The organism is Pseudomonas silensiensis (genome assembly GCF_050434865.1).
Taxonomy (GTDB): domain Bacteria; phylum Pseudomonadota; class Gammaproteobacteria; order Pseudomonadales; family Pseudomonadaceae; genus Aquipseudomonas; species Aquipseudomonas fluorescens_W.
The window spans coordinates 30,624-50,087 of sequence record NZ_JBNDJH010000017.1 but is presented as its reverse complement, the minus strand read 5'-3'; the positions used below and the strand labels follow the sequence as shown (position 1 = coordinate 50,087).

Genomic DNA, 19,464 nt, shown 5'->3' with positions numbered 1-19,464 from the left:
CCTCGCCACCTGGCTCGCTCCCACATTGGTTTTATGGTGTTACTCAAGAATAAGGAACAGGCCATGCGCGCACTGGCTGCATTGAGTCGTTTTGTCGGCAACACCTTCGCTTACTGGGTACTGATTTTCGCCGTCGTGGCGTTCCTGCAACCGACCTGGTTCATCGGCCTGAAGGGTGCGATCGTGCCTCTGTTGGGCCTGGTGATGTTCGGCATGGGCCTGACCCTCAAACTCGAAGACTTCGCCGAAGTCGCTCGCCATCCATGGCGCGTGGCCCTGGGCGTGGTTGCGCATTTCGTGATCATGCCCGGTGTGGCGTGGTTGCTTTGCCAGGCTTTCCACTTGCCGCCGGAGATTGCTGTCGGCGTCATCCTGGTCGGCTGCTGCCCTAGCGGCACCTCGTCGAACGTGATGACCTGGCTGGCCCGCGGTGATCTGGCGCTGTCGGTGGCCATCGCCGCTGTCACCACCCTCCTCGCCCCGCTGCTGACGCCGGCTCTGATCTGGTTGCTGGCCTCAGCCTGGTTGCCGGTTTCGTTCATGGAGTTGTTCTGGTCGATCCTGCAAGTGGTGCTGTTGCCGATCGTGCTTGGCGTGGTTGCCCAGCGCCTGCTGGGTGATCGGGTTCGTCACGCGGTGGAGGTGCTGCCGCTGATCTCGGTGGTGAGCATCGTCATTATCGTCACAGCCGTGGTGGCTGCCAGCCAGGCGAAGATTGCCGAATCCGGCCTGCTGATCATGGCCGTGGTGATGCTGCACAACAGCTTCGGCTATCTGCTGGGTTACTTCACCGGGAGGCTGTTCAAGTTGCCACTGGCCCAGCGTAAATCCCTGGCGCTGGAAGTCGGCATGCAGAACTCCGGGTTGGGTGCGGCCTTGGCCAGTGCGCACTTCTCGCCGCTGGCGGCGGTGCCGAGCGCGTTGTTCAGTGTCTGGCACAACATCTCCGGGGCGCTGCTCTCGACCTATTTCCGCAGGATGAGCGAGAAAGAAGATCGTGAGGCGGCGGCTCAACAGGCCACCGACTGATCCGCAAACTTGATCCCCAGGTTAATGATGGGCACTCTATTGCAAAACGCGAGGACGACCTCGCGGCTCGATCGAGTCATTAATCTGGGGACGACCCCGTCAATCGATGGAGGTCTCTCATGTCCTGGATCATTCTGTTTTTCGCCGGCCTGTTCGAAGTTGGCTGGGCCGTCGGCCTGAAATACACCGATGGCTTCAGCCGCCCTCTCCCCACCGCATTGACCGTTGCCGCCATGGCCATCAGCCTTGGTTTGCTGGGCCTCGCCATGAAGGAATTGCCGCTGGGCACGGCCTACGCGATCTGGACGGGTGTCGGTGCGGTCGGGACGGTCATTGCCGGGATCATTCTGTTCGGTGAATCCATGGCGCTGTTCAGGCTCGCCAGTGTGGCGCTGATCATTTCCGGGCTGGTCGGATTGAAGATCAGCGCCTGACTGATTGCTGCCAGTACGAAAAAGCCCGCCCCCTTTCGATACAGACAGGGGAGCGGGCTTTTTCAATGGCGTGTATTAAACGATCAGCTCTCGGCCAGCTCCATGCGCTCACGCGCGACAGGAGCCTTTCCCGCCTGCTCAAGTTGCATGCAGCGCTCCAGGAACAGGAACATATAGTCGTAGCTTTTGCAGACCGCCTGACGCAATTCCGCTTGCAGGGATTGGCTTGGGTTCATGCCCGCCAGCGTGCAGATGATTTCCAGGGCTTCCCACGGATGGGCATCGTCGTACTGGGCATGCATTTTTAACCACTTCATGGCCCGCTTGCGATCTTCCTCGGGGAATGATGCCGCGTAGACGCCACTGGAACAGACCAGCGCCGACCACTCCCCGGTCACCCCTTCAATGGCGTAGTTGGTGGCGGCAATGGCAACGATCAGCGAATCCGACGAACTGGTGTGCCAGCACCAGTGGCTCAAGGCGTGAAGTTCAGGGGCAACCTTTTGCGCTTGCAAATCTTCCAGGCTGACACCGTGAGCACGGCTCCAGTGCACCCAGTAATCAGCATGGTTCAATTCGACGCGTATGTTACGCATTAGCCAGCGACGCGCCATGTCTTCACCTGGATGTCGGGCAAAGCGAGTCTTGGTCAGGTTCTGTGCCATATATAACGCGAACTGTTCGACTACCGGCCAGCCACCAATCAGGTACTGACGCATGGTCTTTGCACTGAGTTTGTTATCACGCAGACGCTTATACAGTTCGTGTTCGACAACCCGGCGCTTGCTCTCGCTGCAATCCTGGATCAGGCGTTGAGCCCACGCGGGATAACTTGCAGCTTCCATGAGTGGTCCGGTTCGGTTGAATGTGTCGATCACTGTCGAGCTCCTTTTGATTGTGATTATAAGGATCAGCAAGAGATTTCAACGGAACGTGCCAGGCGCCTTGAATAACAAAGGCTGAGGCCTGGCTGGACGACTTTGTAAACTGTCGCAGGTAAACAAATGCGGGCGTTCAATAACATACCCTTGAGCGTAATCCACCCCGATCTCCAGCAATGCCTGCTCGATCTGGGGTGTTTCAACAAACTCGGCAATTGTTCGCTTACCCATTACATGACCGATGTGATTGATCACTTCGACCATGGCGCGGTTAATCGGGTCGTCCAGCATATCCTTTACGAAACTCCCGTCGATCTTCAGGAAGTCTACAGGTAAATGTTTCAAGTAGGCGAACGAGGACATTCCGGCGCAAAAGTCATCCAGTGAAAAGTGGCAACCTAAACCTTTGAGTTCATTAATAAATTTAATTGCACTTCCGAGATTTGAAATAGCACTGGTTTCAGTGATTTCAAAACAAATCATTTCAGGCGGTATGGAGTAAGTAACAAACTGTTCACGCAGGAAGTGCAGAAACGCCTCATCTCCGATAGTTGTGCCTGACAGATTAATCGCACACATGGCCAATGGTCCTTTGCGCTGTTCGGCTATGCATTGGGCAATAATCTTGAAAACGTTCTGTACAACCCAGCGGTCAAGGGACGTCATCAAACCATAACGCTCGGCAGCCGGAATAAAACTGTCGGGCAAAATCATGCGTCCGGCTTCATCGTGCAGGCGCAACAGAATTTCGATATGTCCACCGCCCCGCTCGACATGACCAAGGGGGGCGATTTCCTGTGCAAATAGACAGAAGCGGTCTTCTTCCAGCGCCATGTGCAAACGCTGCACCCAAGCCATCTCGCCGAAGCGCAGGGACAGTTCCGAATCATCGGCGTGATAGACCTGAACCCGGTTGCGGCCCTTTTCCTTGGCCATGTAGCAGGCCATGTCGGCAGCGCGCAGCGAGGCTTCGAGAGTGGTCGGATTCTGAGCGACGTGTACCAGCCCGATGCTCACAGTGGTCACGAAGGGTCGGCCTTTCCAGACGAAGTGCAGGTTCTGCACGGTCTGACGCAGGCCTTCGGCGATTTTCTCGGCGGCTTCCGGGGCGCAGTTCTGCAGCAGGATGCCAAACTCGTCGCCACCCAACCGGGCCAGGGTATCGCCTTCGCGCAAACCGGATTGCAACAGAGCACAGATATGCCGCAGCAACTCGTCACCCGCCGCATGGCCGCAGGTATCGTTGACCAGTTTGAACTGATCCAGATCGAGGAACATCAGCGCATGGCGCCCCGACTGCCGTGTCAGGTTGTGCAGCGCTTGGTCCAGGCGATATTCGAACTCGCGGCGGTTGGCGAGCCCGGTCAAGGCGTCATGGGTCGCCTGCCAGGACAGATTGGCAATGTATTGCCGCTCTTGGGTCATGTCGTGCAGCACCAGCACCGTGCCGCTGACCTTGCCGGCGTTGCGGATCGGCGCACCGACCAGGGTGACCGAAACCGTGCTGCCATCCAGTCGCTGGATCAGTTTTGAGTGTTCGCTGCCACCGCTGAGCTGTCCGCTCAAAATGTGCTCGATCAGCGTGAAGCCATCGGCCTGAGCGTTCTCGTCCAGCAGATTGAACAGCGCCGCCAGCGGCAAACCCGTCGCCTGCTCGGCCTTCCAGTGGGTCAGCGCCTCGGCGGCCGGGTTCATGTAGGCGATCGCGCCGTCGACATTCGTGGTGATTACGCCGTCGCCAATCGATTGAAGGGTGATCTGCGCCCGGTCCTTCTCCAACTGCAGGGCCTCGGCGAACGCATGGCGCTGCTTCAGCAGTTTGTGAGTACGCATCAGTGCTAATGCAATCAAGCCCAGGGCGGTGGCGAGGTTGGTCACCAGCAGCAGCCGCAGGATCACCCGCGAACCTTCGCCCAAGGCATCGCTGAAGGCTTTCGCCGCCGGTGTCACACCCTCATTGATGGCGAATATCTGGTCTTTCCAGCGCTTGATGTCGGCCTCGGCGGCCTGATTGCCAGGAATGTGCTGATGCATTTCCTTCGCAACGTCATCGAGTTGCACCAGGTACGCGTCGCCCACCGTCCAAAGGTCAATGGCTTTTTCGAGGTAACTGAAGTGCCGGAAATTGAGGTACAGCCAGATCACACTGGAGACGTCATCCGGGTGGTTGCCGCCCTTGAGGATCGCCACCCGTGCCGCTTCGATATTCGGTGGCCGATGATCCAGCGCCACACGCAACTCGTGGCCCCCCTGCGGTACGGCAATGGCGTTCTGGTATTTGAGGAAAATCGTCTCGTCGCGGTTTTCAGCGTAGAGATTGAGGTAATAGATGGCGTCTTTTTGACCTTTGGACCACAGGCTTTCGCCGGCAACATAGCCGCGAACCGCCGACAGAACATACAGGCTGACGCCGCCCAGCAAGGCTTGAAATAACACGACGGCAATAAATGGCCAGACGATGCCTAACAACCGTGGCGTTCCGAGAGTCCGCGTTTGATTCATGAGGTCCCTTGTTTTAGCACTGCCAGATCATCATCCACCATGATCGCTACAGCTAGACTAGGGTGCGTTCCCGGTTCAGGCAAGCAGAGGATCGGCCTCAATGCCGTACATGTGCGCCTCCTATAGATATATACCGCCAATGCCGGTTTCGAGATCTATTTACTAGGCACTTCGGGCTCCCCCTATCCGTTGCGGGAGCCCTTTCAAAAGAGTGCTCGGTTGTTATCAACGAATTCGGTTTCGACGACCGTGAAAATGCGCTGAACGTCCTGTGGCAGAGATCTAATGTTGCTGCAAATGCCCATAAAGCTTGGCATACAACCCACCATCGGCAATCAACTGCTGATGGTCGCCATCCTCGGCAATCTGCCCGCCGTCGAACACCAGCACCCGGTCGGCCTGCTTCACCGCGGACAACCGGTGCGCAATGATCAGCGTGGTGCGGTTGCTCAGGAACCGCGCCAACGCCTGGTGCAGGTTGTATTCGGTGGCGGCATCCAGTGCCGAAGTGGCTTCGTCGAGGATCACCACTTTGGGCTCGGCCAACACCATTCGCGCAATCGCCAGGCGTTGGCGCTGCCCGCCGGATAAACGCACGCCGGAACGTCCGACAATGCTGTCCAGGCCGTTGGGCAACTCACGAACGGTGTGGTGCAACTGAGCAATCTCCAACGCCTGCCAGCAGGCTTCGTCGCTGCGTTCGCGGCCCATGGTCAGGTTGGCGCGGATGGTGTCGTTGAACAGCGCCGGGTGTTGCAGGACCACGGAGACATTTTCCCGCACGGTTTCCAGGCCAATCTCTTGTTGGGTCGAGCCGCCGAAGCGGATCGTCCCGGCCAGTGGCGTGTACAGGCCCAGCAACAACTGCACCAGGGTACTTTTGCCGCCACCGCTGGCGCCGACAATCGCGACTTTTTCGCCGGGGGCGATCGACAGGTTCATCTGGTTCAACACCAGCTCGTCGCCGTAACCGAAACTCAATCCCTGGACTTCGATGCCAACGGTTTCGCGACCGTTGAACGGGTCGACACCGCCCGGGTATTCAGGCTCATCGGCCCGGGCCAGCAACTCGTTGATCCGCGACAGCGCGCCGCCGGCCGCGTAATAGGCGTACTGCAGATTCAGCAGCTGTTCCACCGGACCAATCATGAACCACAGGTAGCTGAACACCGCGAGCATCTGGCCGATGGACAGGTCGGAAAACAACACGGTGAGCATCGCCGCCGCACGGAAAATATCGATGCCGAACTGGAACAGCAAGCCGCTGGCACGGTTCGAGGCATCGGTTTTCCACTGCGAGTTCACCGCGTAATCGCGCACTTCCCGGGCGCGCTGACCCAGGCGTCCTAGGAAAAATCCCTGACGGTTGCCGGCGCGCACTTCCTGAATGGAGTCTAGGGTTTCGGTCAGCGCTTGGGTAAAACGCGAGGTGCTGTCGTTCTCGAGTTTCTTCAGGTGTTTGACCCGTTTGCCCAACTGTACGGTGGCATAGATCACCAACGGGTTGAACAGCAGGATCAGCAACGCCAGCTTCCAGTGCATCCACATCAGGATGGAGGCGGTGCCGACCAGGGTCAGCATGGCCACAAGGAAACGACTGAGGGTTTCGCCAACGAACTTGTCCAGCGTGTCCAGGTCGGTCACCAAGTGGGTGGTGACCGTGCCGCTGCCCAGGCTTTCGTATTCCCCCAGCGAAATGCGCTTGAGCCGTTCAATCAGTCGCACGCGAATGCGGTAGACGATGTCCTTGGCCAGCGCCGCAAACAACCGGGCCTGCACCACGTTGAACAGCAATGCAGCGCACCGCAGTCCCAACGTCACCAGCAGCATCAGGCCGATGTAACCCGCGGCTTTCTGCCAGTTGTCGGGCAGCGCGTGATTCATGATCTTCAGCGCGGCGTCGCCGTGACCCAGTAGCACTTCGTCCACCAGCAACGGCAGGAGCAAGGGAATTGGTACGCTACACAGGGTTGCCAGCACCGCCACGCCGTTGGCGATCCACAGGGATTTTTTGTGATGCAGCGCCAGGCGACGGATTTCTGCCCAGCTCAGACGGTCGACACGTGAAGAAGCTGGCGCGTCGTCGGGCAGATCATGCACAGGCAGCGCGCTCCAGCCAGCGGCCGAGCAACGGAGACAATACGCTGAGGGGCTGATAGCCATTGGTCAATAGCGCCAATTGACCATCACGCTCAGCCAGCAAGGTAGGGAAACCGGCAATGCCCAGGTCCTGGACCCAGGTGAAATCGGCCGCCGTCGCGGCATGCTGATCGGCACGGTCGAACGCGGCGGCGAATTCTATGCGCGGCAGACCGGCCTGCTCCGCCAGCTCCACCAGAACACTGGCATGCGTGACGTCGCGACCTTCGGCGTAAAACGCGTGCTGAATCAGCCCGAGCAGTTTCCACGCGCAATCCGGCGCCAGGCTGCGCGCGGTCACCAGCGCCCGACAGGCAGGTTCGGTGTCGTAGACAAACCCGTCGGGCAACGCGCCTTCCAGCTTGAACGGTTGACCCGTGGCCTCGGTGACCGCCTGCCAATGCTCAAGGATGTAGCGCCGGGTGGTCGGCTCCAGCGCGGAACCGCTGCCGGTGCGCAAACCGCCCACCACCAGGTGCACGTCCACCCCCGCTGCTTGCGCCTGCTCGACCAGCGCGTTGGCCACCGGCGCGAAGCCCCAGCACCAGGAACACATCGGGTCCATCACATAGAGCAGGCGTTGCACGGACATGATTCAAGCCTCGGAAGGAGTTTGCTTGTAGTTGTAGCCGATCGGATGAGGCAGGTTGCGAGCCTTGGCCAGTTCGATCTGCTTTTGCCGGTCGATGGCACTGCGACGGGTCTTCTCGCTCAGCTTATCCCAGCAATGCGGGCAACTGATGCCGGCCACGTAGTGCTCGGATGCGCGGTCGTCGACGCTGATCGGTGTACGACAGGCATGACATTGATCGTAGTCGCCTTCGCTGAGGTCGTGGCGCACGGTCACACGGTTATCGAACACGAAGCAGTCGCCCTGCCATTTGGTTTCTTCCTGCGGCACCTCTTCGAGGTACTTCAGAATGCCGCCCTTGAGGTGATAGACCTCGTCGAAACCCTGGCTGAGCATATAGCTCGACGCCTTTTCACAACGAATGCCGCCGGTGCAGAACATCGCGACTTTCTTGTGCACGGCCGGGTCGAAATTGGCTTTGATGTAGTCGGGGAATTCGCGAAAACTGGTGGTCTTCGGGTCGATGGCGCCTTCGAAGGTGCCGATCGAGACTTCGTAGTCGTTGCGGGTGTCGATCAACAGCACTTCCGGATCGCTGATCAACGCGTTCCAGTTCTCTGGATTGACGTAGGTGCCGACCTTTTTGTTCGGGTCCACGCCTTCGACGCCGAGGGTGACGATTTCTTTCTTGAGTTTGACTTTGGTGCGATAGAACGGCTGATCGTCGCAGTACGATTCTTTGTGGTCGATGTCGTCCATACGCGGGTCGTTCTTGAGCCAGGCCATCAGCCCGTCAATGCCTTCGCGGCTGCCGGACACGGTGCCGTTGATGCCTTCTTCGGCGATCAGCAGCGTGCCTTTGATGCCGTTGTCGACCATCGCTTGCAGCAGTGGCTCGCGCAGGGCGACGTAATCTTCCAGGGTGACGAACTTATACAGTGCCGCCACGACAATCTGTTGTGTCATGGGTGATTCTCCAGGTGGCTACCCTCGTAAGGGGTGAACCGGATGCGAAAAAAAACGCGCCGGGTGAGCGGCGCGTTGCGGATTCTAGCAAAAAACCGATGCTTAATGCTTGCTGCCGCCAGCACAGGTCGGCGAGGCCGGAGCCGCGTCGATCTGTGCCCATTCCTCTGGCGTGTAGGTATGCAGCGCCAACGCATGGAACTCGCCCATCAGCTCGCCAAGCGTGCCGTAGACTTTCTGGTGACGCTTGACGCGGTTGAGCCCTTCGAACTGCTGGCTGACCACCACGGCCTTGAAGTGGGTCTGCAACCCACGGCTGTGCATGTGGCTTTCATCCAGCACTTGCAGATGCTGCGGCTGCAACAGGCCCAGCGTCGATTCGATGCGTTGTTGCATGGTCATACCGAACTCCGCTTAAGGCTTTTTCTTGGCTGGAGCGGCGGCGCCTTTAGGCTCCAGCTCGGCCGTCATGTCAGCCAGCAGTTTGTTGACCACAGGCACGGCGCTTTCCAGCTTGGCTTGAGTCATCTGGGCCGATTGCTGAGTCAGCTGCGGCATTTTTTCCAGGACTTTCTTGCCCAGTGGCGACTGGTAGAACGCGACCAGGTCTTTCAGCTCGGATTCGCTGAAGTTGGTGGTGTAGAGCTTGACCATGTCTGGCTTCAGCTTGTTCCAGCCAATGGCTTGGTCCAGCGCGGCGTTGGCTTTGGCCTGGTAGGTTTCCAGCAAGGCCTTTTTCGATTCAGGGGCTTTGGTTTGTTCAAAGCGCTGAGCGAACATTTGCTGCACTTGCATGTACACCGGAGTGCCCAATTTGTCAGCGTGCGCCAGGGTCAGGAAAGCTTCGGCACTGGCGTTGTGGCTGGCGGTATCGGCAAAAACAGGGCCGCTGGCGCAAACCAGTGCAACCGCGGTACAGATGGCACGAAGACGAGTCATCGAGTTTCCTTTTCTAGCAGGCGAGGTAAAACCCCAAGGGCGTCCATTCTGCGCCTAAAAAAGTGTGTCGCTCAACCCCAAGCCTTGTCAGGACTGATTTAGAGGGGTTGAACGGTCAAATTCCAGACTGATGGAACCACGACCGGCGATCACGGCCTAAACTGCGCTATCAGACCTACAGGAGTGTGCATGATGAGCCGTATCGAAACCGACAGCCTTGGCCAGGTGGAAGTCCCGGATGAAGCCTACTGGGGCGCTCAGACGCAACGCTCGCTGATTAACTTCGCGATTGGCAACGAACGCATGCCGCTGGCGGTGCTGCACGCCCTGGCGCTGATCAAGAAAGCCGCGGCGCGGGTCAATGACCGCAACGGAGACCTGCCCGCCGACATCGCCCGGCTGATCGAACAGGCCGCCGACGAAGTGCTCGACGGCAGCCACGACGACCAGTTCCCGCTGGTGGTCTGGCAGACCGGCAGCGGCACCCAGAGCAACATGAACGTCAACGAAGTGATCGCCGGTCGCGCCAACGAACTGGCCGGTAATGCTCGCGGCGGCAAGTCGCCGGTTCACCCTAACGACCACGTCAACCGCTCCCAGAGCTCCAACGACTGTTTCCCTACCGCCATGCACATCGCGGCAGTCCAGGCAGTGCAACAGCAACTGCTGCCAGCGATCAACGAACTGTCGGGCGGATTGGCCGAGCTGTCGGCGCGGCACATGAAGCTGGTGAAGACCGGTCGCACCCACATGATGGACGCAACGCCGATCACCTTCGGTCAGGAACTGTCGGCGTTCATCGCGCAGCTGGATTACGCCGAACGGGCAATCCGCAGCGCGCTGCCGGCCGTCTGTGAACTGGCCCAGGGCGGCACCGCGGTTGGCACCGGGCTGAATTCGCCCCACGGTTTTGGCGAAGCCATCGCTGCCGAACTGGCCGCCCTCTCCGGCCTGCCGTTCGTCACCGCCCCCAACAAATTTGCCGCCCTGGCGGGCCATGAACCGCTGACCACGCTGTCCGGCGCGCTGAAAACCCTCGCCGTGACCCTGATGAAAATCGCCAACGACCTGCGCCTGCTGGGCTCCGGGCCGCGCGCAGGCTTCGCCGAAGTGAAACTGCCGGCCAACGAACCGGGCAGCTCGATCATGCCGGGCAAGGTCAATCCGACTCAGTGCGAAGCGCTATCGATGCTGGCGTGTCAGGTCTTGGGCAACGACGTCGCCATCGGGTTTGCCGCGAGTCAGGGGCACCTGCAACTGAACGTGTTCAAACCGGTGATCATCCACAACCTGCTGCAATCGATCCGCCTGCTCGGCGATGGCTGCAGCAACTTTCAGCAGCACTGCATCGCCGGTCTGGAACCGGACGCAGAGAAAATGGCTGAACATCTGGAGCGTGGGTTGATGCTGGTGACAGCGCTGAACCCGCACATTGGTTATGACAAATCGGCGGAGATCGCCAAAAAGGCTTACGCCGAAGGGCTGACCCTGCGTGAGGCGGCGTTGCAACTCGGGTATCTGACGGATGAAGAGTTTGATGCGTGGGTAAGGCCGGAGAATATGCTGGAGGCTGGGGCCAAGGGCTGAGTTTTGTAGCGCCTGACACTCAGCTTTCGCGAGCAGGCTCGCTCCCACAGGTAATCGCATTCTCCTGTGTGCGAGCCTGCTCGCGAAGAACGATAACGCGGTCTAACTGGCCGCCATCCGCACCTTCCGGGCCCTGAGCCCGGCAATCAACGAAGGCCCCAACGCCACCAGCGCCGACCCCAGCACCACCAGCACCGCCCCGCCATACCCCAGACCATTGATCGTCTCGGCCTGCACAAACTCCGGCCACAACCACGCCGCCACGGCCACCGCAGCAAATGTCACCAACGGCGTAATCGCCAGCGTCGCACTGACCCGCGATGCCTCCCAATGCGCCAGAGCCTCGGCAAACGCGCCATAAGCAATTAGCGTATTCATGCAGCACGCCAGCAGCAGCCAGCCTTGCAGCGGACTCAGTTGCAACGCTTCCAGCGGATGCACCCACGGCGTCAGCAACAGCGCGCAGAACAGGTAGATCACCATCATCACCTGCAGCGAATTCCACACCGTGAGCAATTGCTTCTGGCCCAGGGCGTAGAACGTCCAGACCGTGGACGCCAGCAACACCAAAAGCACACCGGCGGTGTAATCGGTCAGCGAGGTCAGCAACTCGGCCAGCCGCTGATTGAAAAACAGGGCAAAGCCGATCAACAGCACCAGCAGGCCAATCCCCTGCCCCACGCTGAACCGTTCCTTGAACACAAACAAACTGGCGATCAACAACATGATCGGGCCCATCTGCACCACCAGTTGCGCGGTACCGGCGCTGAGCAGGTTCAGGCCCATCAGGTACAGCACGTAGTTGCCCACCAGGCCGAGCACCGCCATCAGCACCAACCAGCCTCCGCGCGGCCCGAGCACCTTTCGGCTCGGCAGGCGTTTGGTCGCTGCCAGATAAATGAACAGGCACCCGCCGGAGACGATCAGGCGAAACCAGGTCACCGTCACCGGGTCCATGACCAGCAGGACTTGTTTGAGTTTGATTGGCAGGATTCCCCACAACAGCGCGGTCAGCAAGGCCAGGAACAGACCGTAAACCCAGCGACCCGATGAAATGTGCATTGCGAACCCCGAAGCCAAGTGGCGAGAAAGGTCATTCTAGGCTTAGAGCTGTTCGGCACACAGGGACAGTTGGGCGTTGGCCGCGAATGAAACTGTGCAGGTCGCACCATTAAATTGGCGCTATGCCGTCGATCGGTTGGCCAGGCGCTGCAAGTGGTTCATGCATAAGCTCATGGGATTCGCCAACAGGAACATTCCTCAGGAGATCGCCATGTACGGCAAACGCGCCCAGGACAATGCCCCCGCCACGCACTTCCGTTGTGACCGGGTGTGTCGTGTGAATGGGGATTTGTATTTCAGCACCCGGGAAAACACCCTCGAGGGGCCGTTTGAAAACCCGGAGAAATTGGCGCGGGAGGTACAGGCTTACATTGAGCGGATGCTGCTTCTGCGGATGAGCCTGTAGACCGCGGCGCCGCTATCGCAAGCCTGCTCGCGATAGCGGTTAACCAGGCAACACAACTCTTGCAGTCTTAACGCACCGCTTCAAACAACCCGGTCGCGCCCATCCCGCCACCCACACACATGGTGACGATGCCGTAACGCACGTTGCGGCGCTGCAATTCACGCACGAGATGCCCGACCTGACGCGAACCGGTCATGCCGAATGGATGGCCGATGGAAATCGAACCGCCGTTGACGTTGTACTTGTCGTTATCAATCCCCAACCGAATGCGGCTGTACAGGCATTGCGAGGCGAACGCTTCGTTGAGTTCCCACAAATCAATATCGGCAACCCGCAACCCCTTGGCCTTGAGCAACTTCGGCACCGAGAACACCGGGCCGATACCCATCTCATCCGGCTCGCAACCGGCCACGGTGAAACCACGGAAGAAAGCCTTCGGCTTCAACCCCAGTTCCAGTGCTTTTTCCAGGCTCATCACCAGCGTCATCGACGCGCCATCGGACAGCTGCGAAGAGTTGCCGGCTGTCACCGAACCGTCTTCGGCAAACACCGGTTTCAATCCCGCCAGGCTTTCCAGGGTGGTGCCCGGGCGATTGCAGTCATCGTGATCGACGACACCGTCAAGGATCTGCACCTGACCGGTGGCCTTGTCTTCAACCCGATATTTCACCGCCATCGGTACGATTTCGTCGTCAAACAATCTATCGGCCTGAGCCTGAGCGGTACGTTTCTGACTTTGCAGCGCGTACTGATCCTGTTCTTCGCGACTGACGTTGTAACGACGAGCGACGATTTCGGCCGTCTGGCCCATCGGGAAATAGATGCCCGGCACCTGCTCTTTGAGCAGCGGGTTGATCAGGTTGTCGGTGTTGATGCTTTTCATGGTCAGGCTGATCGACTCGACGCCACCGGCGACGATGATGTCGCTGCAACCCGAAGCAATCTGGTTGGCGGCGATGGCGATCGCCTGCAAGCCCGACGAACAAAAACGGTTGAGGGTCATGCCGGCAGTGCCGGTGCCCAGGCGCGACAGCACCGCGATGTTGCGCCCGATGTTGAAGCCCTGGCCACCTTCGTTGGAACCGGCACCGACGATGCAGTCCTCGACGCTGGCCGGATCGATGCCCGAACGCGCCAGCAGCGCATTGACGCAATGGGCCGCCATGTCGTCCGGACGGGTCAGGTTGAACTTGCCGCGAAAGGATTTGGCCAGGCCAGTCCGCACGCTGTCGACGATCACCACTTCACGCATGGCATACCTCATTGTTGTTGTCGGTTGAGAGTGGACCGAGCATAAGTCCAGTGCATTACCGACCGCGACAATCATTCACCCCGCGTATGCGTAACCATCGCTCACTTCTTGTGCTGTTTCACTTTCCTCTCGCGTTTATCGGACTTTTCAAACGCCTCTTCCAGCGCCAGATTGATGGTGCGCAGGACTTTGACCCGCGCCCAGCGCTTGTCATTGGCTTCCACCAGCGTCCAGGGCGATACCTCGGTGCTGGTGCGATCGACCATGTCACCAACCGCCGCGCGATAGGCGTCCCATTTGTCACGATTGCGCCAGTCATCTTCAGTGATCTTGAAACGCTTGAAGGGAATTTCTTCCCTTGCCTGGAAGCGTTCGAGTTGCGTCTGCTTGTCGATGGCCAGCCAGAACTTGACCACGATCACCCCGGCCTCGGCGATCAGCTCTTCAAAATCATTGATTTCACTGTAGGCCCGCAACCAGTCCGCCGGCGGGCAGAAGCCTTCGACGCGCTCCACCAGCACCCGCCCGTACCACGAGCGATCGAACACCGTGAACTTGCCCTTGGCCGGGATGTGCCGCCAGAAACGCCACAGATAAGGCTGCGCCAGTTCCTCTTCGGTAGGCGCGGCAATCGGCACGATGCTGTATTGACGCGGATCGAGGGCCGCCGCAACCCGGCGGATCGCCCCGCCCTTGCCTGCCGCATCATTGCCCTCGAACACCGCCACCAAGGCGTGCCGACGCATGCGTTTGTCACGCATCAGACCGGAGAATCGCGCCTGCTCGGTAATCAATTGTTCTTCGTAATCGTCCTTGTCCAGGCTCAGGGTCAAATCCAGACTGTCGAGCAGGTTCAACTGATCGACATGGATGGGCAACGGCGCGGCATTGACCTTGTCGGGATGGACTTCGGGACGCTTCAGGGCATTTTGCAGGCCTTCGAGCAGGATCTTGCCCACCGCCAGGCTGCGGTAATGAGGGTCCACCCCTTCGATCACATGCCAAGGCGCGTAATCACGACTGGTACGGCGCAACACGCGTTCGCCGTACTTCACGAATTTGTCGTAGGTTTTCGATTGCTGCCAATCCAGCGGGCTGATGCGCCAGCTGTGCAGCGGGTCATCCGCCAAGGCCTTGAGCCGCGCCTTCATTTGTTTCTTGGAGAGGTGGAACCAGAATTTGAAGATCAGTGCGCCTTCATCGCAGAGCATTTTTTCAAAGCGCTCGGACTGGTTGATTACCTGATCCAGCACCGGGTCCTTGAACAAACCATGAACCCGGCCTTGCAGCATCTGGCTGTACCAGTTGCCGAAGAAAATCCCCATGCGGCCCTTGGCCGGGAGCATCCGCCAGTAGCGCCAGGCCGGTGGCCGCGCCAGCTCTTCGTCGGTCTGCTGATCGAACGTGCGGACCTCGATCAGGCGTGGGTCCATCCATTCGTTGAGCAACTTGACCGTCTCGCCCTTGCCGGCGCCTTCGATGCCATTGATCAGAATGATCACCGGAAAGCGGCGTTGCTGGTGAAGTTCGAACTGCGCTTCGAGCAAGGCTTCACGCAGGGCCGGTTCTTCGGCGTCGTAGGTTTCTTTGTCGATGGCGTGACCGATTTCGGCGGATTCGAACATGGGACGGCTCCTTCCAGAATTGAGCAAGACTAGCGGATTGAGTTGTTTCCCGTGGGAGAAATCCCTTACTTCGCAGCAACAATAGTTTCTACAGATTTTCAGCGAATCTGCGAACGCACACGTTGCCATGGATCAAGCACCAACCCGGCGATCGGCTAGAATGGCCGCCTTGCCGTTGCCGAGCCTGCCATGAAACCTGTATTGCCCCACGCCCAGCTCGACTGGGACGACCAAGGGCTCCCGCGCTCGCGGGTGTTCGATGATGTGTATTTTTCCGATCTGTCGGGGTTGGACGAAACCCGCTACGTATTCCTCGAACAGAACGCTTTGCGTGAACGCTTCGCCGCGTTGCCGGCCGGCGGTCGACTGGTGATTGGCGAGACCGGTTTCGGCACCGGATTGAATTTCCTTTGCGCCTGGCAGCTGTTCGAACAGCACGCGGTGGCCGGGGCGCGGCTGCATTTTGTCAGTGTCGAAAAGTACCCGCTGAGCCTGCCCGATCTACAGCGTGCCTTGGCCCTGTGGCCGGAGCTCAAACCGTTTGCCGATCAACTGCTGACGCAATACGTCGCCATCCACCCAGGCTTCCAGCGCCTGGTGCTGGACAACGGTCGCGTGACCCTGACCCTGCTGATCGGCGATGCCCTGGAACAATTGCCGCAACTGGACGCGCAGATCGACGCCTGGTTTCTCGACGGTTTTGCCCCGGCGAAAAACCCCGACATGTGGACCGCCGAACTGTTCGCCGAACTGGCACGTCTGGCGGCGCCCGGTTCGACCATCAGCACCTTTACCAGCACCGGTTGGGTGCGCCGTCTGCTGAACGCGGCGGGCTTCAAGATGAAACGCACGCCCGGCATCGGCCACAAATGGGAAATCCTGCGAGGTGTGTTCCTCGGCTGGCCTGAGGAAGTCCCGGTGCCCGCCGTGGCTAAACCGTGGTTTGCGCGTCCGACGCCACTGAACGGCGAGCGTCGTGCCTTGGTGATCGGCGCCGGCCTGGCCGGTTGCGCCAGCGCCGCCAGCCTGGCGGCGCGGGGTTGGCAAGTGAGTCTGCTGGAGCGTCACGATGCGCTGGCGCAGGAAGCCTCGGGCAATCCTCAGGGCGTGCTGTACCTCAAGCTGTCGGCCCACGGCACCGCGTTGTCGCAGTTGATTGTCAGTGGTTTCGGCCACACCCGGCGCTTGCTCGAACATCTGCAACGGGGCGTCGACTGGGACGATTGCGGGGTCTTGCAACTGGCCTTCAACGCCAAGGAAGCCGAGCGTCAGGCGCAATTGGCCGGCGCCTTTTCACCAGACCTGGTGCACTTGCTCGATCAATCGCAAGCCCAGGCTCAGGCCGGGATCGCCCTGGAGCACGGCGGTTTATTCTTCCCGGAAGGTGGCTGGGTTCATCCGCCGGCGCTGTGCCATTGGCAGGCGTCTTCGGCAAACATCCAGTGGATGCCCCATCGCGACGTACTGGAACTGCGCAAGGTTGATGATCAGTGGCAGGCCTGGGACGGTGATGATTTGCTGGCGAGTGCCCCCGTGGTGATCCTGGCCGGCGCTGCCGAGATCAAGCGTTTCCCGCACAGCGCCGAGCTGCCCCTCAAACGCATTCGTGGCCAGATCACCCGACTGGCGCAAACCCCTGAAAGCCAGAGTCTGGCCACCGTCGTCTGCGCCGAAGGCTATGTGGCGCCGGCTCGGCTGGGCGAACACACCCTCGGCGCCAGCTTCGACTTCAAGAGCGATGACCTGACCCCGACGCTCGCCGAACACCTCGGCAACCTGGCCTTGCTCGAGGAAATCTCCCCCGACCTGACCACGCGACTACATGCTCAGGCACTGGACCCGCAACAGCTTGAAGGGCGCGCTGCATTTCGCTGCACCAGCCCGGACTACCTGCCGATCGTTGGCCCGTTGGCCGAGCCAGCAGCGTTCGCCGACGCTTACGCCGTACTGAGCAAGGACGCCCGGCAAGTGCCGGACATTCCCTGCCCCTGGCTTGAGGGTTTTTACGTCAACAGCGGCCACGGTTCTCGCGGCTTGATCACCGCGCCACTGTCGGGTGAATTACTCGCGGCATGGATCGAAAACGAACCTCTGCCCCTGCCCAGAACGGTTGCCGAGGCCTGTCATCCCAACCGTTTCGCGGTGCGCCAGTTGATCCGCGGAAAAGTCTGACGGCGCGACTTATAACTTATCGGTCTAAAACTCCGGGGATTCAGCCGGGTCAGTTTCTGAGTACCCGCCGTTTTTGGCGCGGTATCGATTGACCCTCCCCAACGGAAAAACCGGTAAGGAATTTATGTGCGGATTAGCTGGCGAGTTACGCTTTGATCATCAACCTGCGGACCTCGCGGCCGTTGAACGAATCACCCATCACCTGGCCCCTCGTGGCCCTGACGCATGGGGCTTTCATGCCCAAGGGCCGATTGCCCTGGGCCATCGTCGCCTGAAAATCATGGACCTGTCGGACGGCTCGGCGCAGCCGATGGTCGACAACCAACTGGGCTTGTCCCTGGCCTTCAACGGCGCGATCTACAACTTCCCGGAACTGCGCACCGAGCTTGAAAGCCTTGGTTACGCGTTCTATTCCGGTGGTGACACCGAAGTGCTGCTCAAGGGCTACCACGCCTGGGGCGAAGCACTGCTGCCCAAGCTCAACGGCATGTTCGCCTTCACCATCTGGGAGCGCGACGCTAAACGCCTGTTCATCGCCCGAGACCGTCTGGGCGTGAAGCCGCTGTACCTGTCGCGCACCGGCCAGCGCCTGCGCTTTGCCTCGGCGTTGCCGGCACTGCTCAAGGGCGGCGACATCAACCCGATCCTCGATCCGGTGGCACTCAATCATTATCTGAATTTCCACGCCGTGGTCCCGGCCCCGCGCACCTTGCTGGCCGGCATCGAAAAACTGCCACCGGCGACCTGGATGCGCATCGACGCGGACGGCTCCACCGAGCAGAAAACCTGGTGGACCCTGCCCTACGGCCCACACGCCGACGAGATGAATCTGACACTCGAAGACTGGCGTGACCGTGTACTCGACAGCACCCGTGACGCCGTGGCGATCCGTCAACGTGCGGCAGTCGACGTCGGTGTTCTGCTTTCGGGCGGCGTCGATTCGAGCCTGCTGGTCGGTCTGTTGCGTGAAGTCGGTGTTGAAAACCTGTCGACCTTCTCCATCGGTTTCCAGGATGCCGGCGGCGAGCGCGGCGACGAGTTCCAGTATTCGGACCTGATTGCCAAGCACTACGGCACCCAGCATCACCAATTGCGCATCGACGAAAAAGAGATCATCGAGCAACTGCCCGCAGCGTTCCGCGCCATGAGCGAGCCGATGGTCAGCCATGACTGCATCGCCTTCTATCTGTTGTCCCGCGAAGTGGCCAAGCATTGCAAAGTGGTGCAGAGCGGCCAGGGTGCCGACGAACTGTTCGCCGGTTATCACTGGTACCCACAAGTCGACGGTGCCGAAGATCCGTACGCCGCCTATCGCGATGCGTTTTTCGACCGCAGCTACGACGACTACGCCGCCACCGTGCAGCCGAAATGGCTGACAGCGAATGACGCCGCTGGCGACTTCGTGAAGGAACATTTCGCACAGCCCGGTGCCGATGCGGCAGTGGACAAAGCCCTGCGTCTGGACAGCACGATCATGCTGGTGGACGACCCAGTCAAACGCGTCGACAACATGACCATGGCCTGGGGCCTGGAAGCGCGTACGCCGTTTCTCGACTATCGCCTGGTGGAACTGTCGGCGCGCGTGCCGGGCAAATTCAAACTGCCGGATGGCGGTAAGCAAGTCTTGAAAGAAGCGGCGCGGCTGGTGATTCCGAGTGAAGTGATCGATCGCAAGAAAGGTTACTTCCCGGTCCCTGGCCTGAAGCATTTGCAGGGCGATACGCTGAACTGGGTGCGCGAACTGCTGCTGGATCCGAGTCAGGATCGCGGTCTGTTCAACCCGGCCATGCTCGACCGCCTGCTGACCGACCCACAAGGTCAATTGACCCCGTTGCGCGGTTCCAAGCTGTGGCAATTGGCGGCGCTGAACCTGTGGCTCAGTGAACAAGGAATCTGATC

At 59.8% G+C, this 19,464-nt stretch carries 16 protein-coding genes; 6 read left to right on the top strand and 10 right to left on the bottom strand.

The features are described 5' to 3' along the window. Positions 1–63: 63 nt before the first annotated feature. Positions 64–1,029: a bile acid:sodium symporter family protein gene (locus tag QF010_RS22610; protein ID WP_033055287.1), complete on the top strand. Its 966-nt coding sequence runs from the start codon at positions 64–66 to the stop codon at positions 1,027–1,029. Positions 1,030–1,148: 119 nt separating this feature from the next. Then, positions 1,149–1,463, top strand: a complete 315-nt coding sequence (gene sugE / locus QF010_RS22605) for a quaternary ammonium compound efflux SMR transporter SugE (protein WP_008151200.1) — start codon at positions 1,149–1,151, stop codon at positions 1,461–1,463. Positions 1,464–1,546: 83 nt separating this feature from the next. Here sugE and QF010_RS22600 read toward each other — a convergent pair whose 3' ends face one another. From QF010_RS22600 to QF010_RS22570, 7 genes are all read right to left on the bottom strand, one after another. Next, the gene (locus QF010_RS22600; protein WP_429533984.1) at positions 1,547–2,308 is read right to left on the bottom strand and encodes an iron-containing redox enzyme family protein; all 762 of its coding nucleotides are present in this window, start codon (positions 2,306–2,308) and stop codon (positions 1,547–1,549) included. A 78-nt stretch (positions 2,309–2,386) separates the two neighbouring features. Beyond that, positions 2,387–4,846 carry an EAL domain-containing protein gene (locus QF010_RS22595; RefSeq protein ID WP_033055285.1) on the bottom strand — a complete coding sequence of 820 codons (2,460 nt, stop codon included), beginning with the start codon at positions 4,844–4,846 and terminating at the stop codon, positions 2,387–2,389. Positions 4,847–5,128: 282 nt separating this feature from the next. Next, positions 5,129–6,946, bottom strand: coding sequence for an ABC transporter ATP-binding protein (locus tag QF010_RS22590; RefSeq protein WP_429533983.1), 1,818 nt, complete (start codon positions 6,944–6,946; stop codon positions 5,129–5,131). Next, positions 6,939–7,541 carry a DsbA family protein gene (locus tag QF010_RS22585; protein WP_177338865.1) on the bottom strand — a complete coding sequence of 201 codons (603 nt, stop codon included), beginning with the start codon at positions 7,539–7,541 and terminating at the stop codon, positions 6,939–6,941. The genes QF010_RS22590 and QF010_RS22585 overlap by 8 nt, the downstream gene beginning before the upstream one ends. 39 nt (positions 7,542–7,580) lie before the next feature. After that, positions 7,581–8,522 (bottom strand): oxygen-dependent tRNA uridine(34) hydroxylase TrhO, encoded by a 942-nt coding sequence (trhO, locus tag QF010_RS22580; RefSeq protein WP_033055282.1) that lies wholly within the window; start codon positions 8,520–8,522, stop codon positions 7,581–7,583. A gap of 102 nt (positions 8,523–8,624) precedes the next feature. Beyond that, positions 8,625–8,924 carry a BolA family protein gene (locus QF010_RS22575; protein ID WP_008151216.1) on the bottom strand — a complete coding sequence of 100 codons (300 nt, stop codon included), beginning with the start codon at positions 8,922–8,924 and terminating at the stop codon, positions 8,625–8,627. Between the two features lie 12 nt (positions 8,925–8,936). Then, positions 8,937–9,461: a DUF2059 domain-containing protein gene (locus QF010_RS22570; protein WP_033055281.1), complete on the bottom strand. Its 525-nt coding sequence runs from the start codon at positions 9,459–9,461 to the stop codon at positions 8,937–8,939. Between the two features lie 192 nt (positions 9,462–9,653). Between QF010_RS22570 and QF010_RS22565 the strand changes: the two genes are divergently transcribed. Then, on the top strand, positions 9,654–11,048 hold the full coding sequence (locus QF010_RS22565) for a class II fumarate hydratase (protein WP_429533982.1): 1,395 nt from the start codon (positions 9,654–9,656) through the stop codon (positions 11,046–11,048). A 102-nt stretch (positions 11,049–11,150) separates the two neighbouring features. On the opposite strand, the gene QF010_RS22560 is transcribed toward QF010_RS22565, so the two are convergent. Next, the gene (locus QF010_RS22560; protein WP_429533981.1) at positions 11,151–12,110 is read right to left on the bottom strand and encodes a DMT family transporter; all 960 of its coding nucleotides are present in this window, start codon (positions 12,108–12,110) and stop codon (positions 11,151–11,153) included. 211 nt (positions 12,111–12,321) lie between these two features. On the opposite strand from QF010_RS22560, the gene QF010_RS22555 reads away from it, so the two are divergent. Next, on the top strand, positions 12,322–12,516 hold the full coding sequence (locus QF010_RS22555; RefSeq protein ID WP_033055288.1) for a DUF6316 family protein: 195 nt from the start codon (positions 12,322–12,324) through the stop codon (positions 12,514–12,516). 67 nt (positions 12,517–12,583) lie between these two features. Here QF010_RS22555 and QF010_RS22550 read toward each other — a convergent pair whose 3' ends face one another. Together QF010_RS22550 and pap are read right to left on the bottom strand one after the other, a co-directional pair. Then, on the bottom strand, positions 12,584–13,768 hold the full coding sequence (locus tag QF010_RS22550) for a thiolase family protein (RefSeq protein WP_033055277.1): 1,185 nt from the start codon (positions 13,766–13,768) through the stop codon (positions 12,584–12,586). Between the two features lie 101 nt (positions 13,769–13,869). Beyond that, the gene (gene pap, locus QF010_RS22545) at positions 13,870–15,393 is read right to left on the bottom strand and encodes a polyphosphate:AMP phosphotransferase (protein WP_033055276.1); all 1,524 of its coding nucleotides are present in this window, start codon (positions 15,391–15,393) and stop codon (positions 13,870–13,872) included. Between the two features lie 189 nt (positions 15,394–15,582). On the opposite strand from pap, the gene mnmC reads away from it, so the two are divergent. Next, positions 15,583–17,565, top strand: coding sequence for a bifunctional tRNA (5-methylaminomethyl-2-thiouridine)(34)-methyltransferase MnmC2/FAD-dependent 5-carboxymethylaminomethyl-2-thiouridine(34) oxidoreductase MnmC1 (gene mnmC, locus QF010_RS22540; protein WP_429533980.1), 1,983 nt, complete (start codon positions 15,583–15,585; stop codon positions 17,563–17,565). Positions 17,566–17,689: 124 nt separating this feature from the next. Next, on the top strand, positions 17,690–19,462 hold the full coding sequence (locus QF010_RS22535; RefSeq protein WP_429533979.1) for an N-acetylglutaminylglutamine amidotransferase: 1,773 nt from the start codon (positions 17,690–17,692) through the stop codon (positions 19,460–19,462). Positions 19,463–19,464: the final 2 nt, after the last annotated feature.

Coding starts and splice junctions, on each gene's coding strand:
- QF010_RS22585 (WP_177338865.1), bottom strand. CDS start 7,541: ATGTGTTCCTGGTGCTGGGGCTTCGCGCCGGTGGCCAACGCGCTGGTC.
- QF010_RS22535 (WP_429533979.1), top strand. CDS start 17,690: ATGTGCGGATTAGCTGGCGAGTTACGCTTTGATCATCAACCTGCGGAC.
- QF010_RS22555 (WP_033055288.1), top strand. CDS start 12,322: ATGTACGGCAAACGCGCCCAGGACAATGCCCCCGCCACGCACTTCCGT.
- QF010_RS22565 (WP_429533982.1), top strand. CDS start 9,654: ATGAGCCGTATCGAAACCGACAGCCTTGGCCAGGTGGAAGTCCCGGAT.
- QF010_RS22550 (WP_033055277.1), bottom strand. CDS start 13,768: ATGCGTGAAGTGGTGATCGTCGACAGCGTGCGGACTGGCCTGGCCAAA.
- pap (WP_033055276.1), bottom strand. CDS start 15,393: ATGTTCGAATCCGCCGAAATCGGTCACGCCATCGACAAAGAAACCTAC.
- QF010_RS22560 (WP_429533981.1), bottom strand. CDS start 12,110: ATGCACATTTCATCGGGTCGCTGGGTTTACGGTCTGTTCCTGGCCTTG.
- mnmC (WP_429533980.1), top strand. CDS start 15,583: ATGAAACCTGTATTGCCCCACGCCCAGCTCGACTGGGACGACCAAGGG.
- trhO (WP_033055282.1), bottom strand. CDS start 8,522: ATGACACAACAGATTGTCGTGGCGGCACTGTATAAGTTCGTCACCCTG.
- QF010_RS22575 (WP_008151216.1), bottom strand. CDS start 8,924: ATGACCATGCAACAACGCATCGAATCGACGCTGGGCCTGTTGCAGCCG.
- QF010_RS22600 (WP_429533984.1), bottom strand. CDS start 2,308: ATGGAAGCTGCAAGTTATCCCGCGTGGGCTCAACGCCTGATCCAGGAT.
- QF010_RS22570 (WP_033055281.1), bottom strand. CDS start 9,461: ATGACTCGTCTTCGTGCCATCTGTACCGCGGTTGCACTGGTTTGCGCC.
- QF010_RS22610 (WP_033055287.1), top strand. CDS start 64: ATGCGCGCACTGGCTGCATTGAGTCGTTTTGTCGGCAACACCTTCGCT.
- sugE (WP_008151200.1), top strand. CDS start 1,149: ATGTCCTGGATCATTCTGTTTTTCGCCGGCCTGTTCGAAGTTGGCTGG.
- QF010_RS22595 (WP_033055285.1), bottom strand. CDS start 4,846: ATGAATCAAACGCGGACTCTCGGAACGCCACGGTTGTTAGGCATCGTC.